Source organism: Ruegeria sp. AL7, assembly GCF_056536105.1.
This window is the reverse complement of the sequence record NZ_JBQFJF010000001.1, coordinates 97,825-114,930: the sequence shown is the minus strand read 5'-3', so window position 1 is coordinate 114,930 and position 17,106 is coordinate 97,825. Positions and strand designations below refer to the sequence as shown.

The 17,106-nt window shown below is 58.4% G+C and carries 14 protein-coding genes and 1 tRNA gene; 13 read left to right on the top strand and 2 right to left on the bottom strand.

Going from position 1 to position 17,106, the window contains the following annotated elements; all coding sequences use genetic code 11:
• Window position 1 precedes the first annotated feature (1 nt).
• On the top strand, window positions 2-1,498 hold the full coding sequence (locus tag ACR3E2_RS00595) for an aldehyde dehydrogenase (protein ID WP_480482090.1): 1,497 nt from the start codon (window positions 2-4) through the stop codon (window positions 1,496-1,498).
• Window positions 1,495-2,835: an NAD(P)/FAD-dependent oxidoreductase gene (locus tag ACR3E2_RS00590; protein WP_480482092.1), complete on the top strand. Its 1,341-nt coding sequence runs from the start codon at window positions 1,495-1,497 to the stop codon at window positions 2,833-2,835. The genes ACR3E2_RS00595 and ACR3E2_RS00590 overlap by 4 nt, the downstream gene beginning before the upstream one ends.
• Before the next feature lie 9 nt (window positions 2,836-2,844).
• Here the strand turns inward: ACR3E2_RS00590 and ACR3E2_RS00585 are convergent, their stop codons facing one another.
• The gene (locus ACR3E2_RS00585; protein WP_480482094.1) at window positions 2,845-4,392 is read right to left on the bottom strand and encodes a trimethylamine methyltransferase family protein; all 1,548 of its coding nucleotides are present in this window, start codon (window positions 4,390-4,392) and stop codon (window positions 2,845-2,847) included.
• Window positions 4,393-4,620: 228 nt separating this feature from the next.
• On the opposite strand from ACR3E2_RS00585, the gene ACR3E2_RS00580 reads away from it, so the two are divergent.
• The 3 genes from ACR3E2_RS00580 (at window position 4,621) to ACR3E2_RS00570 (ending at window position 7,221) form a co-directional block, all read left to right on the top strand.
• Window positions 4,621-6,087 (top strand): flavin-containing monooxygenase, encoded by a 1,467-nt coding sequence (locus ACR3E2_RS00580; RefSeq protein ID WP_480482096.1) that lies wholly within the window; start codon window positions 4,621-4,623, stop codon window positions 6,085-6,087.
• The gene (locus ACR3E2_RS00575) at window positions 6,088-7,089 is read left to right on the top strand and encodes an alpha/beta fold hydrolase (protein WP_480482098.1); all 1,002 of its coding nucleotides are present in this window, start codon (window positions 6,088-6,090) and stop codon (window positions 7,087-7,089) included.
• Window positions 7,090-7,144: 55 nt separating this feature from the next.
• Window positions 7,145-7,221, top strand: a tRNA-Met gene (locus tag ACR3E2_RS00570).
• 57 nt (window positions 7,222-7,278) lie between these two features.
• On the opposite strand, the gene ACR3E2_RS00565 is transcribed toward ACR3E2_RS00570, so the two are convergent.
• Window positions 7,279-7,836 carry a ZrgA family zinc uptake protein gene (locus ACR3E2_RS00565; protein WP_480482100.1) on the bottom strand — a complete coding sequence of 186 codons (558 nt, stop codon included), beginning with the start codon at window positions 7,834-7,836 and terminating at the stop codon, window positions 7,279-7,281.
• A gap of 248 nt (window positions 7,837-8,084) precedes the next feature.
• Here ACR3E2_RS00565 and ACR3E2_RS00560 point away from each other — a divergent pair, with 248 nt between their 5' ends.
• The 8 genes from ACR3E2_RS00560 to ACR3E2_RS00525 all read left to right on the top strand — a co-directional run bounded on the left by ACR3E2_RS00560 (window position 8,085) and on the right by ACR3E2_RS00525 (window position 17,022).
• The gene (locus ACR3E2_RS00560) at window positions 8,085-9,356 is read left to right on the top strand and encodes an imelysin family protein (RefSeq protein WP_480482102.1); all 1,272 of its coding nucleotides are present in this window, start codon (window positions 8,085-8,087) and stop codon (window positions 9,354-9,356) included.
• Window positions 9,357-9,449: 93 nt separating this feature from the next.
• Window positions 9,450-9,743: a (2Fe-2S)-binding protein gene (locus tag ACR3E2_RS00555; RefSeq protein WP_480482354.1), complete on the top strand. Its 294-nt coding sequence runs from the start codon at window positions 9,450-9,452 to the stop codon at window positions 9,741-9,743.
• The gene (gene bfr / locus ACR3E2_RS00550) at window positions 9,691-10,176 is read left to right on the top strand and encodes a bacterioferritin (RefSeq protein WP_267365109.1); all 486 of its coding nucleotides are present in this window, start codon (window positions 9,691-9,693) and stop codon (window positions 10,174-10,176) included. The genes ACR3E2_RS00555 and bfr overlap by 53 nt, the downstream gene beginning before the upstream one ends.
• Entirely contained in the window at window positions 10,136-11,683 is a 1,548-nt protein-coding gene (locus tag ACR3E2_RS00545; protein ID WP_480482104.1) for a di-heme oxidoreductase family protein, read from the top strand. The genes bfr and ACR3E2_RS00545 overlap by 41 nt, the downstream gene beginning before the upstream one ends.
• A 3-nt stretch (window positions 11,684-11,686) precedes the next feature.
• Window positions 11,687-12,697, top strand: coding sequence for an imelysin family protein (locus ACR3E2_RS00540; protein WP_480482106.1), 1,011 nt, complete (start codon window positions 11,687-11,689; stop codon window positions 12,695-12,697).
• A gap of 3 nt (window positions 12,698-12,700) precedes the next feature.
• Entirely contained in the window at window positions 12,701-13,786 is a 1,086-nt protein-coding gene (locus ACR3E2_RS00535; protein ID WP_480482108.1) for a DUF1513 domain-containing protein, read from the top strand.
• Between the two features lie 100 nt (window positions 13,787-13,886).
• On the top strand, window positions 13,887-15,776 hold the full coding sequence (gene speA, locus ACR3E2_RS00530; protein WP_480482110.1) for a biosynthetic arginine decarboxylase: 1,890 nt from the start codon (window positions 13,887-13,889) through the stop codon (window positions 15,774-15,776).
• Between the two features lie 22 nt (window positions 15,777-15,798).
• Window positions 15,799-17,022, top strand: a complete 1,224-nt coding sequence (locus ACR3E2_RS00525) for a saccharopine dehydrogenase family protein (protein WP_480482112.1) — start codon at window positions 15,799-15,801, stop codon at window positions 17,020-17,022.
• Window positions 17,023-17,106 lie beyond the last annotated feature (84 nt).

The following is a 17,106-nucleotide window of genomic DNA, read 5'->3' as shown; positions in this document are numbered from 1 at the left end:
CATGGATCTGCTGACACAGGACGAGTACAAATCCATCGCCGCAGGTCTGAACCTGCCGACAGGTGCCTTTATCGACGGCGTATTCCGTCCGTCGTTCTCGGGCCAGACCTTTGCGACAGAGAACCCTGCAACCGGTGAAAAGCTGACCGATATCGCATCCTGCGATGGGGCGGATGTGGATTTTGCGGTCGCGAAAGCTCGTGAGGCGTTTGACGATGGCCGCTGGAGCAAGCTGCATCCGTCCGATCGCAAGGATGTATTGATCGGGTTGTGCAAACTGGTAACCCGCAACGCCCGTGAACTGGCCGTGATGGAAAGCATCGACAGCGGCAAGACGATCTTTGACTGCGAAACTGTTGATGTGCCCGAGACGATCCACTGCCTGAAGTGGCACGCCGAGGCGATTGACAAGATTTACGATCAGGTTTCGCCCGCCAGCGACGATCACATCGCCATGGTGGTGCGCGAGCCAATCGGCGTCGTCGGTCTGGTGCTGCCGTGGAACTTTCCGCTGCTGATGCTGGCATGGAAGATAGGGCCAGCACTGGCGGCAGGCTGTTCGGTTGTTGTGAAACCGGCGATGGAAACCACTTTGACGGCCCTGCGCCTTGCCGAATTGGCGATGGAGGCCGGTTTGCCACGCGGTGTACTGAACATCGTACCTGGTGGCGGGACCGAGGTGGGCGAACCCATTGGGCGGCACATGGATATCGACATGGTGTCCTTCACAGGCTCGACCGTGACCGGCAAACGCTTTCTGACCTATTCGGCGGAAAGCAACGCCAAAGAGGTGGTGCTTGAGATGGGCGGCAAGAACCCTGCCATCGTGATGGAGGATGCCGAAAACCTCGACCGGGTGGCGGCGCATATCGTCAATGGCGCATTCTGGAACATGGGGGAGAACTGCTCGGCCTCGTCACGCCTGATCGTGCATAAGAAAGTGAAGGCCGAGCTGCTGGAGCGCATCGCGCATCACGTCAAACAATGGAACACCGGCGACCCGCTCGACCCCGAAACCCGCATGGGCGCACTGGTGAGCGAAGACCACTACACCAAGGTTTGTGGCTATCTGGATCAGGCCGAGAACGTGGTGATCGGTGGCAAAGCGGACAACGGGTTTGTCGAGGCCACCGTGGTCGAAGTGCCCGGCAACGACGCTGCATTGGCGCGCGAGGAGATCTTTGGCCCTGTCTTGTCGGTAATTGAAGTCTCGGGCTTCGATGAAGCGATCCAGATCGCGAACGACACCGACTATGGCTTATGCGCCTCAATCTTCACGGCCAATGTCAAACGCGCCATACGTGGTGCGCGGATGATCCGCGCAGGCACCGTGACGGTGAACTGCTTCGGCGAAGGTGACATCACGACACCTTTCGGTGGTTACAAGCAGTCGGGTTTTGGGGGTCGCGATAACTCGATCCACGCGCATGACCAGTACACCCAGTTGAAAACCATCTGGATCGATCTGGCCGATGACGCGGATGAGGCCGTCGATTGAGTCGACATGACGCAAAAAGGCTACCCCGGCAGACAGGCCCGTCGGGTTGGAATGCGATTCTGCCGCCCCAAACACCTCTGGCGGTGCTGGAACGGAACCTGACCGCAGATATCACAATAGTTGGCGGTGGGTTTGCCGGGCTCAGCGCGGCGCGGCGGCTGCATCAATTGGATCCTTCCCTGAAAATCGTTCTGCTGGAAGCCGGCCGCTTCGCGGACAGCTCGGCAGGCCGAAATTCCGGGTTTATGATCGACCTGCCCCATGACTTGGCCTCGGACAACTACGCAGGCAAGGGATCAGAGGCAGATCGCGCCACCATTGCGCTGAACCGCAAGGCCATTGCCTTTGCGACCGAAGTGGCCTCCGATTGCGGGCTGCCACAGGAAATGTTCGACCCTTGCGGCAAATACAATGCCGCCGCCACCAAAGCGGGCGACGCGCAAAACCGCGCCTTTGCCGCGCACCTGACCAAACTGGGCGAGCCGCATAAGCTTTTAGATCAGCAGCAGATGCAAGAGGTCACGGGCAGCCCGCACTATACCTCGGGACTTTATGCGCCGGGGACAGTGATGATTCAGCCTGCGGCTTATGTGCGTGCGCTATCCGCCCGTCTGGCCGGGCAGATCGAAGTGTTCGAGCATTCACCCGTCACCGGTTTGGAACAACAAGGCGCAGGCTGGGTGGTCAGCACCAACAAGGCCAAGGTGAGCACCGGGCGGATAATTCTGGCCAATAACGGCCACCTGGAGAGCTTTGGGTTCTACCAGCGGCAATTGATGCACATTTGCCTTTACGCCTCGCTCACAGCCCCGCTGAACGAGGCGCAGATCAAGACACTAGGCGGGAAGTCGCGCTGGTCGGTGACGCCAGCGAACCCGATGGGGACGTCAGTACGGCGCATTTCCGGCAGCTATGGGGATCGCATCCTGATCCGCACCTGCTCCAGCTTTCATCCAACAATCGAGACCAGTCCAATGCGACTGCGCAATGCAGGCTGGGTGCATGACCGAAAGTTTAGGGAACGCTTCCCGCATCTGCCGGATGTGCAGATGGAACATCGCTGGGCCGGGATGCTTTGCCTCAGCCGCAATGGATCGGCTGCGTTCGGCGAGCTTGAGGACGGTGTCTACTCAGCCTGTTGTCAGAACGGTCTGGGCATTGCACGGGGAACACTGCAAGGCATGGGCATCGCTGAACTGTTGTTGGACCAGCAGTCTGACATCGCCGATCATTTTCTGGCGCAACCGGACTTGCCGCGTTTGCCGCCCGAGCCATTCGCCTCGCTTGCCGCCAACAGCTATCTAATCTGGAAAGAGTGGCGGTCCGGTAAGGAATGAACTTGACCGTCAGTAAGTCTGGTTCAACTCATCTGCTGCCGGAATTTCCCTCTCACGGCGGGCGATATAGTCCAGAAGGGCGTCGTTCTTGGCCTCGTCCAACTTTGGTTCCTGATACTCGGCTAAAAGCTTCCTCGCGTATTTCAGAGCGCGTTCGGTGATTTCAACTTCACCTTCCGCCACCCATTGTTCGATCGAGTTGTTGTCAAACAGTTCGGGCATGAAAAAAGCCGTCTGAAAATTCTCCTGGGTGTGCGGATGCCCCAAATAGTGCCCGCCGGGACCCACATCCGGAATTGCGGCCAAGCCTTCGTCAAAATCATGCCATTTAGGCCCCTCCGCCATCCGATAGGCCATCGCGCATTGTTCCGCGTCCACAACAAACTTGGCGACCGAACAATGCATCCCCGCCTCGTTCCAGCCTGCCGAATGCCAGATGTAGTGGGCCCCTGCATGCAGAACAGCGCCCAGAGTTGTGGCGGATTCGTACCCGGCCTGCGCGTCAAACGTCTTGGCCCCGCCCAGCGTGTTCGAGGTGCGCCATGGCACATCGTAAAAGCGCGCCATCTGACCAATCATGAAATTCATCAGACTGATTTCAGGCGTCCCTGCCATCGGCGCACCGGATTTCATCGAAACGGTTGACAGATAATGCCCCCAAATCGCCGGACAGCCCTTGCGGATCACCTGCGTATAAGCCAGTGCCGAAAGCGCCTCGGCGGTTAGCTGTGCCACGGTTGCGGGTACCGATGCGGGCGTATTGGCACCGCCCAGAACGAAGGGCGAGCACAAAACCGGCTGATTCCGGCGGCAGAAGGCGCGCATTGCACCCAGCATGGTTTCATCCCAGACCAGCGGGCTGTTGCCATTGCAGTTGCCCGTTGTAACCGGGTGGTCATCAATGAACCCTTGGCCGAAAAGGATATCGCACATGTCCATCACGTCTTCGGCATTCCGGGGCGAGGTGGTCATGCCCATGAACGTTTTGTCCGAGTATTTCATCGACGAATAAGTGATGCGCAGGTGCCGCTGGCTGATCGGGTGGTCGTAAGGTTCGACGATATGATGGGCCGAGCTGTGCAATGCGGGCATCATGTGCGACAGTTTGTGAAACATCGCCAGATCGTCCAGCGTCGGGTTCCGGCGCACGTCGTCAAGATCACGAAGAAACGGCGCGCCGGTCATCGGCACGAAGATCGAGTGCTTGCCGCCTAGAGCGAGGTTCTTTTGCGGATCGCGCGCGTGATAGGTGAATTGCGCCGGAATGGTCGCGATCAGCTCGCGCACCATGTTGCGGTCCAGAAAGACCAGCTCTTCTTCGACCTTTGCCCCCGCTTTCTTCCAGTCTTCCACTGCGGTCGGGTCGCGGAACTGGACACCGACGTTCTCCAGAATATCCATGGCGGCCTTGTCGATAAGCTCAACCTGACTTCCGTCCATAACTTCGCAATGCGGGATGCCGCGTGTCAGCCCCGGCAGCATGTCAAAATTCGGCGCAGTGCGAAGAGCGCGGCGCGCGGAACGCCCACCAGCGCGTGTAAGAGTACGGGTCGACAAGGGGCAATCCTCCTGTTTTGAATCAGACTGGCGGAATTACGCCGCGTTCACCTCTCTGATTGCGATATGTGTTTGCAGGAAGCGACACCGCCCTGATGACGGTTTTTCGCCATGTCTGTTCACGTAAGGTCGTTCGGTCAATTTACCTTGTGTGACCTACTTCACTGCCAATCACGTGCAGACATCTGCAACAGATATCCATAAAGTTGTTTCAGGAGGGGCGCTTCAATGCACCACACGACAGAGATGCTGATCATCGGTGCCGGGTTCTCGGGGCTGACGATGGCGCTTGAGGCGCGCAAGCGTGGCATCAAAGATATCGCCATTCTGGAAAAGGCCGAAGATATCGGTGGCACGTGGCGCGAGAACACCTATCCTGGCGTCGCCTGCGATGTTCCTTCGCATCTGTATTCCATGGCGACCCACCCTAATCCGCACTGGAGCCGCGCCTATGCCGGTGGCGCAGAGATACAGAAATATCTGCAAAATGTCGCGCATCAGGAAGGGTTGTATGATCTTTGCCACTTTGGGCAGGCGCTGAAATCGGCAAAATGGGATGGCACGCTTTGGCAGGTCGAAACCATGGATGGCCAGTTCTGGTCGGCCCGGTTTCTGGTCTCGGCCATCGGCGCGCTGCATCATCCCAGCATTCCGGACATTCCTGGCGCGGGCAGTTTTCCCGGCCCCTGTTTTCATTCGGCCGAGTGGGATCACACCGTCGATCTGATCGGAAAGCATGTGGCTGTTGTCGGCACCGGGGCGTCAGCCGTTCAGTTCGTGCCCGAGATTGCCAAGGTTGCGGGCCACGTCACCGTTTTTCAGCGCAGCGCGCCTTACGTCATGCCGCGCCCTGACGGCCCGATCGCACCTTGGGTGCGCAAACTATATGCCTACCTTCCCCTGCTTCCGCGCATCCGGCGCAAACTGATTTTCATGTTCTTCGAGTTTCGTCACCGCGTGTTCAGGGGCGAGGAACGCGCGATGAACTTTGCTCTGAAGATGTGGCGAAAATCGTTGGAAGGCGCGATTGCCGACCCCGAAGAACGGCGCATTCTGACCCCGGACTATCGAATTGGGTGCAAACGCATTCTCAGTTCAAATGACTGGTACCCGGCGCTGGCCCGCGACAATGTCAGCGTCATTCCGCACGGCGTGGCCAGTATCGATGGCAACAGCATCCTCGCGTCAGATGGCACCAGGGCAGAGGCAGACTCGCTGATCTGGGGCACCGGGTTTCAGGTTACCAATGTCGTAGAGAGGTTGGATATTACTGGCACAGATGGGCTAACGCTGCGGTCGGCCTGGACAAACGGGATGTCTGCTCATCTGGGCACGGCGATAGCCGGTTTTCCCAACTTCTTCATCCTTCTGGGGCCTCATACCGGGCTTGGGCATAATTCGGTCGTGTTGATGATCGAAGCCCAGGTCGGGCATATCGGCCGGGTTCTGAGCGAGATGCAACGCAAGGAACTGTCGGTGATCACCCCCGATGCGGCGAAACAGGCGGCCTTTACACAGGAAATGCAGGACCGCCACGCGGACAGTGTCTGGCAGACCGGAGGCTGCACATCCTGGTACATTGATGCGGACGGGCAAAACACGACGCTTTGGCCCGGAACAGTTGCCGAGTTTCAGAAACGCATGTCACAATCGGGATTGGAGCAATACATCCCTATTAGGACCGGAGACAGCTAGATGACAATTTTTCTTAGCCTGGTTGCGGCCTTTGCCGTCTTTCTTCTGGCCATGGCCCTGTGGACCCGGCGTATAACCCGTCAGGGGCTAAAAACCGTGCCGCAGATGGGCCAGATCGTGCCCGTGCAGGGCGGCAGCATCCACTATGTGGAAAAGGGCAATCCGGACGCGCAGACGGTTATCCTGATTCATGGTCTGGCTGGGCAGTTACAGCATTTTACCTACGCGTTGGCAGATCAACTGGCCGAGGATTTCCACGTCATCGCGCTGGATCGCCCCGGTTGCGGATATTCAACCCGGGATACGGCAGAACTCGCACAATTGCCGCAGCAGGCCGCGATGATAGCTGAGTTTCTTGAAACCAAAGGCGTGAATCAGGCCGTGCTGGTCGGGCATTCACTGGGTGGTGCGGTGTCGCTGGCGCTGGCTTTAGACCACCCCGAGCGGGTATCCGGCCTCGCTCTGTTGGCACCACTAACGCACAGGGTGCCTGAAACACCGGTGATCTTCAAACCGCTCGAGATCCGGACCAAATGGCTGCGCAGCCTGATTGCCAACACGATTGCAGTGCCCATGGCCTCAATAACAGCGCCGCACAGTCTGGGCGTGGCATTTGATCCTGAAACCCCACCAAATGACTTTCTGGACCGTGCGGGTGGTGCACTCGGGCTGCGCCCGTCGGCCTTTGTCACGGCCTCGCAGGACGTTATCGGGTTGGATGCCAGTTGCGATGTGCTGGTGGCCAGATACCCCGAGCTGTCGGTCCCCGGCGGGATATTGTATGGAAGTCAGGATGCGCTTCTGTCCCCTGCCCTTCACGGGCCGCCGATGGTCAAATATGGTCTGAGCTATGAAGAGCTTGACGGTCTGGGTCATATGATCCTGATCACAGAACCGGAGATATGCGCCGCGTTTATCCGCAGAACGGTGGACACCACGATATTCCGTCAGACGCCCTTGCAGGACCCGGTGAAAGAGCCCGTGAAAGAATTCCCCGGTTAGGGCGATTTCCCTCTTGACCCTTCCCGGCCCCTCGCTTACATCGCCTCTCACTCACGGCGGAGTAGCTCAGTTGGTTAGAGCAGCGGAATCATAATCCGCGTGTCGGGGGTTCAAGTCCCTCCTCCGCTACCAATTCCCCAGAGCATCAAACCGAAACACCACTTGTGGTTTTTCTTTTGATTTCAGCGCTCATCGATCCGGCTGAAGATCGAGATATGGTGCCGCGCGTGTGATTTCGACAGCGTCCTGTACCCCGTTCGTATTCAAGTGGATGTTCAGCTGGTCGGTCCCACTGAACCGCGCGAAATAGGCGAACTCGATCATGTTCAGCGCATTCATATCCTGACACTGAATGACATAGTCCGCCTGAAACTCCGAGTGACCCTCCGCCGTTGTGGAGCCTGTGACTGCGTTCGCCTCACCACTCTGCAGTGTGATGCCATATGTCAGAACCACATGGGCGGCCACCGTAGAGCACCCAGCTTCGGGCGGGGTTACGAACAGGTTCAGCGGGTCGGAAAGTTTTGACATTGCTATGGCCACACGTGTGCGGCTGTCATCGTTTTCAACCGGGGTTTCAAACCCGACGATGTCCATGCTTGGCACCCTCAGCGCCAAGGCGAACCCGGTGTCAGAAAACACGATGTCGATCTGGGCCGAACCATGGTGATGAGGCGTGGAAACCTGCGTTGCTTGCGCCGCAAGTGCCGCAGGAAACAGGAACAAGGCCAGAACCACGCGCTTCATGAACAACAAACCACCTACAAAGAATCACTTGGCTGATTTTAGCCCGAAACATGTACCGCACAATGTGATCCGCCGGACCGAACCCCCGCCAGATATGGGGATAGTGGCAACCGAGTCAGCGGTTTCATTATCCGACAAAAAAACTCAGATTGACAATGTTGACTTTTTAACTCAGTTATTTCAACGGAAGCCGCCGCGGGAACAAACCCGCCTGATCTGACAGTTCTGAAAAGAGAGTATCGACCTCCATGACCAAGTTGTTTGCAACAGCCAGCGCTTTGACATTTGCGACAGCCACTTTTGCTTTTGCCGGTGATGTGCCGACAAAAGCGGATATCCTGGAAACCTATGCCGATATTGCCGAAGCCAAGTATGACGACAGCCTGACTGCGGCAAAGGTTTTGCGGGACGCAGTCGGTGCGCTGATTGCCGAACCCTCGGACGCGACCCTGACTGCGGCACGGGCAGCATGGGTTGCAGCGCGTGTGCCTTATCAACAGACCGAAGTTTATCGTTTTGGCAACGCAATCGTTGATGACTGGGAAGGCAAATTAAACGGTTGGCCACTGGATGAAGGTCTGATTGATTATGTCGACGCGGCCTATGGTGGCGCGACGGATGAGAACGAGTTTGCGGTTCTGAATGTCATCGCCAACCCCAGCTTCGAACTGTCGGGCGAAACCATTGACGCCAGCGAGATTACTCCGGAACTGCTGAGCGAAACCCTGCACGAAGCTGATGGTATCGAAGCCAATGTCGCAACCGGCTACCACGCTATCGAGTTCCTGCTGTGGGGTCAGGACATGAACGGCCACGGCGCCGGTGCAGGCAACCGTCCAGCCACTGATTATGCAAACGGCGATACCTGCACTGGTGGCAATTGCGACCGTCGTGCCCAGTATCTGAGCGCCGCAACCGACCTGCTGGTCAGCGATCTGACCTGGATGGCCGATCAGTGGAAACAAGGCGGCGCGGCGCGCACGGCGCTGATGGAAAATGAAACGGCGGGTGTCAGTGCGATCCTGACCGGTATGGGTTCACTGTCTTACGGTGAACAAGCGGGTGAGCGGATGCGTCTGGGCCTGATGTTGAACGACCCGGAAGAAGAACATGATTGCTTTTCGGACAACACCCACAACAGCCATTACTACGATGGGCTGGGCGTTCTGAACGTCTATCTGGGCAGCTATACCCGCATCGATGGAACACCTGTTTCAGGCGCATCGCTGGCCGATCTGGTAATCGCAACTGATCCGGCACTGGACGCCGAGATGAAGGCGAAACTGGCCGTCACGATGCAAGCCCTTGGCAGGATCAAATCGACCGCGGAAGCAGGGTTTGCCTATGACCAAATGCTGGAACGCGGCAACGAAGGCGGTGAAACCCTAATCATGGCCGGCGTCAACGGCCTGATCGACCAGACCAAGACAATCGAGCGCATCGTGACCGCACTGGAACTGGACCAGATTGAATTTGAAGGATCAGACAGTCTGGATAACCCCGACGCGGTATTCCACTAAACAAGAACGCGCGCCGGGGGCTTGCCTGCCCCCGGTACACTCAGCACACTGACCCGCCAGCCCTTTGAACCACACAAACCCAAGCCAACATTCATGATTGTCTGCCACTGCACCAACATCTCGGACCACGACATCCGCGCCGCCATCGACTGGATGCGGACAGCCGACCCCCAAACCATCATCACCCCCGGCAAGGTTTACCGTGCTCTTGGAAAATCGGCGGATTGCGGCGGATGCATGCCTCTGTTTCTGGACACGATGCGGTCAAGCGATAATCTCGAAGTACCCATGCAACTCCGCGCCCTGCGCGCGGCAGTATCACAGGAGAGTGCAGATGAAGGGCGATCCAAAAGTCATCGAATATCTCAACAAATCTCTGCGGCATGAACTGACTGCAGTCAGCCAATACTGGCTGCACTACCGGTTGCAGGAAGACTGGGGGCTTGGCCACATGGCCAAGAAAAGCCGCGAGGAAAGCATCGAAGAGATGGGCCACGCGGACAAGCTGATCGAACGGATCATCTTTCTGGAAGGCCACCCCAACCTTCAGAAGCTGGACCCGCTTCGGATCGGTCAAACACCAAAGGAAACGCTGGAATGTGACCTTGCGGCCGAGATCGATGCACGGGCCTTGTACAAGGAAGCGCGCGAATATTGTCGGGATGCCGGCGACTATGTCTCGATGTCGCTGTTCGAGCAGTTGATGTCCGATGAAGAGGGCCATATCGACTTTCTCGAAACGCAGCTCGACCTCTATGAAAGGATCGGCGAAGCCAACTATGCGCAACTCAACGCATCGAAAATGGACGAAGGCGAATAGCCTTGTCGCCCTGTCGGTGGTCGCCTTTGCGGCCACCCCTTCCCTGTCAGCCGAGCTACAGGACCTGCATCTGAACGTCACCCCCCGCACTGACGAAGAACGCGCCCGAATTGCCGTTGTCACAGCACCGCCCCAGGATTTCAGCGCACCGCAGCAGTTTGAAGAACTGCCCGCCGGGGCTGCGACTGTTCGGGTCCGTACTGACGCGGATGCGTTCTCGCAACCGTCAGACAACCTGAGCTTTGAACAGGAGCTGAATTTCAAAGTCGGAAACGGGCTGTTCAAGAAGGTCTGGGTTTCGTCGCCCTCATCGACGCTCGCCTCTGACGGGTTGGGGCCGCTCTATAACGCGCGGTCGTGCCAGCGCTGCCACATCAAGGATGGGCGCGGACACACGCCAAACGGGCCCGATGACAACGCGGTTTCGATGTTTCTGCGGGTCTCGATCCCCGGCACGTCGGAAGATGGCTATGCAGCGATAGAAGATTACATCGCCACTCTGCCCGAGCCTACCTATGGTGGGCAGATGCAGGATTTCGCACTGGCAGGTCATCCAGCGGAATACCGGCTGGACATCTCGTACGAAGAAATCCCGGTGGAGCTTTCTGACGGTGAAACCGCCTCACTGCGCCGCCCGACTTATCAGGCAGCCGATCTGGGTTATGGCCCGCTGCACCCCGACGCGATGCTAAGCCCCCGGGTCGCGCCGCAGATGATCGGGCTTGGCCTGTTGGAAGCGATCCCGGTCGAAGACCTGCTTGCCAACGCCGACCCGGACGATTTGGATGGGGACGGCATATCGGGCCGCCCGAATATCGTCTGGTCTGTCGAGTTTGACACGCCGATGATGGGCCGGTTCGGACACAAGGCGGGGATGCCGACAGTGATGGAACAATCGGCTGCTGCTTTTGCCGGGGATATCGGCATATCGAACCCACTCTACCCTGCTCCGCACGGGGATTGCACCAATGTGCAGGTGAACTGCATCCAAGCCCCGCATGGCGACAATGATGAGCGCGGCTTTGAGATCGATCATCAGGGTATGGACCTAGTCGCTTTCTACAGCCGCAATCTGGGCGTGCCGGGTCGCCGCGACATGGACAACCCCAGGGTCCTTCGCGGGAAAGAGGTGTTTCATGCAACCGGCTGCGCGTCATGCCACACACCGTCACATGTCACTCATCGGATGGAAAACCGGCCCGAGCACAGTTTTCAGCTGATATGGCCCTACACCGACCTGTTGCTTCATGACCTGGGCGAAGGTCTGGCCGACAATCGCCCCGAGGCCCGCGCAACGGGCCGGGAATGGCGCACGCCGCCTTTGTGGGGCGTTGGCCTGACCGAACGCGTCTCTGGCCACACAGAATTTCTGCATGACGGGCGTGCGCGCGACTTGCTTGAAGCAATCCTGTGGCATGGCGGTGAAGCGCAGGCTGCCCGCGACACCGTTATCTCGATGCCCAAGGCAGACCGTGACGCCCTGATCCAATTTCTGGAGAGCCTCTGACCCATGCGAGTTCTTACCCTTGTTGCAGCGTTGATCATGCCACTTACCGCGCAGGCACAGGATCGCGCGCCGATCCTGATGGATGTAACAGAAACCCATATCCTGCCCCGGTTCGACACACTCCCGGAAACGACGGGCGCGCTAGTCAGCGCATCACTGGTTGAGTGCGATCCGACCTCACCGGCGCTGCGCGCGGCCTACGATGCGGCTTTCGATAGCTGGATATCCGCCAGCCACCTGCGGTTTGGTCCGACCGAGGTCGATGACCGCGCTTTCGCCATGGCGTTCTGGCCGGACACGAAAGGGTTCACCACCAAAGCCCTGTCCCAGCATATCGCAACCGAGGATGACACCGTGCAAAGCCCGGAGGCCTATGCCGAAACGTCCATAGCAGGGCGCGGGTTCTTCGCGCTCGAACGGATGTTGTTCGATCCCAATTACGCGGAACAGGGTAGTGCCGAATATCGCTGCGCGCTGATCAGGGCGATCACGGCGGATATCGATGCCAATGCCCGGGCAATGGCGCAGGACTGGCACAGCTATGCCCCTAGCCTTACCCAACCCCAAGAGAACAGACGCTACCGGACGCAGGACGAAGCAATGCAGGAGCTGTTCAAGGCCTTGGCTACCGGTCTTGAGTTCACGGCTGACACTCGGCTGGGTCGCCCCATGGGGACATTTGACCGCCCCCGTCCGAACCGGGCCGAAGCGTGGCGGTCCGGGCGGTCTTTGCGCCATATAGAACTGTCGCTGATATCCTTGCGGGATTTAGCCGCACGGCTGTCTTTTGATCACGCCGAAATCGCGTCGGAACTGGACGCTGCGTTTGCACGTGCCATCCAGAACGCTCAATCCATTGACGATCCCTCGCTGGCCGGGGTTTCAGATCCCCAGGCCCGGTTCCGGATTGAGGCGCTTCAACAGTCGATCCACGATATCCGCAGCATCGCCGTGACCGAGCTGGGTCCGACATTGGGGATCAGCGCAGGATTCAACTCGCTGGACGGAGACTAACCCGTGACGTCACGCCGCCATTTTCTTGCCGGTCTTGCCGCAGCCACGATTTCCCCAGTCCGCGGGTGGGCCTCGGCCGGTTCACCTGATTTTCTGGCCGCAGGGCTGTTTCCCGACGGGTCCTTTCGACTTGCCGGGTTGAGCACATTGGGGAAAATCGTGTTCTCCGTGCCTCTACCCGGACGCGGACATGCGGCCGCTGCCCATCCACACAAGGCCTTGGCGGTCGCGTTTGCCAGACGTCCGGGCACCTTTGCCATCGTCATCGATTGCGCAACCGGCGCGCAGATTGCGCAGCTAAAGGCCCCTGAAAGCCGACACTTCTATGGCCACGGTACATTCTCGGCGGATGGCGCGTACTTTCTTGCCACCGAAAACGACTACGAAGCCGGGACTGGTATCGTCAGTGTCTGGGACGCTGAAAGCTTTGCGCGCCTGGATGAGTTTTCATCTGGCGGAATAGGCCCACATGACATACGCCTGATGCCCGACGGGGAAACGCTGGTGATTGCCAATGGCGGGGTCGAAACCCACCCCGAAACCGGGCGCACAAAGCTGAACCTGCCGACGATGGCACCCAACCTGAGCTATCTCACCCTGTCGGGCAGTATCCAAGAGCAGGTGTCGTTACCTCACGAGCTTCACAAGAACTCGATCCGCCATCTGGCCGTGCGACGTGACGGTCTGGTTGGTTTTGCCATGCAATGGCAGGGCAGCAAGTCCGACCATCCGCCCCTGCTGGGCCTGCATCGTCAGGGTGAAGCCCCGCGCCTGCTGGCGGCACCGGATCACGAACAAAGCATGTTGCAGGGATACGCTGGCAGCGTCGCGTTTTCAGCCGACGCCGATATGATCGCAATAACCTGTCCGCGCGGCAATGCGCTGCACCAGTTCGACATAACCAGCGGCACACTCACCGGCGCCTTCGCGCTTGAGGATGTCTGCGGGCTTGGGGCCGGGGCGGGCGGGTTGGTCTTTACCACGGGAACAGGCGCTTTCGGGACATTGATGGGCGCGCGCCCAGCTGTTAGAACCCGCGCCGAATGCCAATGGGACAATCATCTGATCCCGATCCACCCGTCCGCGTAAAATTCGGAATCCCCAATCAGATAGTTTACACTTGGAAGAATCAAACTGCTGCCGTATTGGCGGGCGCGAAACTGGCACCCTACGTTAAGGACCGACTTGATTGAAACAGACGCCCGACGCACCGCATTCCATCTACGGAGTTGAGAAATGGGGCAAAGGCCTCATCGAGGTGACCGAACAGGGCGAGATCGGTCTGCGCAATCCCATGGCCCCCGAGGCAGCGGCGATTAGCCTGCCCGGTATCCTCAGCGATCTGGACGACCGCGGCATCAAGGCACCGATGGTCCTGCGAGTCGCGTCTTATCTGGAACACGAAATCACCCATCTGAACGAAAGTTTCCAAGATGCGATTACGCGCGTGGGCTACTCAGGCAGCTATCGCGGCGTATTCCCGATCAAGGTAAACCAACAGGCCCAGGTTGTTGACCGGATCGTCGAGTTTGGGAAGAAATACAACTATGGGCTCGAGGCCGGTTCCAAACCCGAACTGGTGATTGCGCTGGCGCATCGTCTTGCCCCCGACGCGCTGATCGTGTGCAACGGCGTCAAAGATGCCGAGTTCATCCAACTGGCGATTCTAAGCCGCAAGATCGGGTTCAACACGGTCATCGTTCTGGAAAGCCCGAAAGAGGCCGACACGGTAATCGAAGTTTACAACGAACTGGGCATCGAGCCCCTGATCGGTGTTCGGGTGAAGCTGACCAACCAGATTAGCGGCAAATGGGAAGAAAGCTCGGGCGACCGCTCGGCCTTTGGGATGAACACCGATCAGCTTATCGCCACGGTAGACAAGCTGAAAGACGCAGGCTTGCTGCACTGCCTCAAGCTGCAGCACTCACATCTGGGCAGCCAGGTTCAGGATGTCAACGATGTGCGCCGCGCTGTCGGCGAAGCCTGTCGCTATTACACCGAGCTTACACGCGAAGGCGTGCCATTGACCCACCTGGATCTGGGTGGCGGCATGGGGGTCGATTACACCGGCGAAAAGAAAGCCGCCGAAAACTCGATCAACTACACAGTCGAAGAATACTGTGCCAATGTCGTCGAAACCGTGGCCTACGCCATGGACGAGGCAGAGGTGGACCACCCGACACTGGTCACGGAAAGTGGGCGTGCGGTGGTGGCAACGTCCTCGATGCTGGTCTTCAACGTGCTCGAAAGCACGCTTTACGATGCGCCCAATGGCCCCGAGGTTGAAGCTGACGATCACCACATGGTTTCAGACCTTGCTGCGGTGCATGGCTATCTCAGCAAAGACCGTCTTCAGGAATGCTGGAACGACGCCACCTTCTATCGTAACGAGCTGCGCGCCCTGTTTCGTCGCGGCTATGTCGACCTGCGTCAGATGGCCCGGGCCGAACGGATATACCTGTCGCTGATGGCGCGGCTCAAGGCGTTGGCCGCGTCAGAGGATCTGGAAACGGACCTGAACGACCAGCTTGAAAAGGTTGCGGATATCTATCACTGCAACTTCTCGCTGTTCCAGTCGCTGCCAGATGTCTGGGCCATCGACCAGCTGCACCCGATCGTGCCGCTGCAATATCTGAACCAGATCCCCGACCGACGCGCCGTGCTGTCCGACATCACGTGCGACAGCGACGGCAAGATCGACCGGTTTATTCTGGCCGACGGTGTGTCCCCCAGCCTGCCGGTGCATTCCCTGCCTGAAGAGGACGAATACTTCATGGGCGTCTTCTTCGTCGGCGCCTATCAGGAGACATTGGGCGACCTGCACAATCTCTTTGGTGACACCAACGTTGTCACCATCGACCTGCGCCCGGATGGCGGCTTTGACCTGCTGCACGAACAAGAGGGCGACACGATCAGCCAGGTTCTGTCATATGTCGAGTTCGACCCGCAGGATTGCGTCGCCGCCTTCCGCAAAATGGTGGATGAGGCGATTTCGACCGGCACCCTGAAAGCCAAGGACCGCAAAACCCTGATGAGCGCTTACCGCGACTCGATCAACGGTTACACCTATTACGAATAACCCCTGAGAGGAGATCACCCCCATGGGCACTTTGAGTGGCAAAACACTGGTTGTCGGCGCGGGCGGCGTATCCCACGCTGCCGTGCACAAGATGGCAATGAATTCGGATATCTTCACCGAAATCACACTGGCCAGCCGCACGAAATCGAAATGCGACGCGATCGCCACGTCGGTGAAAGACCGTGTGGGAGTTGATATCGCGACCGCCGAACTGGACGCCTACAAGGTCGAAGACACCGTAAAGCTGATCAAGGAAACTGGTGCTGAAATCCTCGTGAACCTCGCCCTGCCCTATCAGGATCTGGTGCTGATGGACGCATGCCTTGAGGCGGGCATTCATTATGTGGATACGGCAAACTATGAGCCCGAGGATGAGGCCAAGTTCGAATACCACTGGCAATGGGCCTATCAGGAACGGTTCAAAGCGGCCGGTTTGACCGCCATCCTTGGTTCGGGCTTCGATCCCGGCGTTACATCGGTCTTTGCCAAATGGTTGAAAAAGCACAAGCTGGACACCATCCGCCAGATCGACGTGCTGGACGCCAATGGCGGTTCGAACGATCAGGAATTTGCCACCAACTTCAACCCCGAAATCAACCTGCGCGAAGTGCTGGCCGAAGTGCGCCACTGGGAAGGTGGCGAATGGAAACACTCTCCCGCCATGACCCACAAGGTCGAGTTCGATTTCCCCGCCATCGGCCCTAAGAACATGTACCTGATGTATCACGAGGAACTGGAATCGCTCTCGACCCACTTCCCCGAGATCGAGCGCGCCCGCTTCTGGATGACCTTCGGCGACGCCTATATCATGCATGCCAAGGTCTTGGAAAATGTCGGCATGACCCGCATCGACCCAGTGATGCATGACGGCAAGGAAATCATCCCGATCCAGTTCCTGAAAACCCTTTTGCCCGATCCCGGTGATCTGGGCGCGGAAACCAAGGGCAAGGCCTGCATCGGCGACATCGCCACAGGTCAGGCCAAGGATGGCTCGGGCGAGAAGACTTATTACATCTACAACATCTGCGATCATCAGGAATGCTACGCGGAAGTCGGCAGCCAGGCTGTCAGCTACACCACCGGTGTCCCCGCCATGATCGGCGCGGCGCAGGTGCTGAAAGGCAACTGGACCGAGCCCGGCGTTTGGAACATGGAACAACTCGACCCGGACGACTTCATGGCCATGCTGAACGAACATGGCCTGCCGTGGCAGGTCCATGAACTCGACGGCCCGGTCACCTTCTGATCCGCTTCAGCTTCATCTGGCCCTAAATATCCCGGGGGTCCGGGGGCAGCGCCCCCGGCCTCTCCACCAAACGGAGACGCCGGT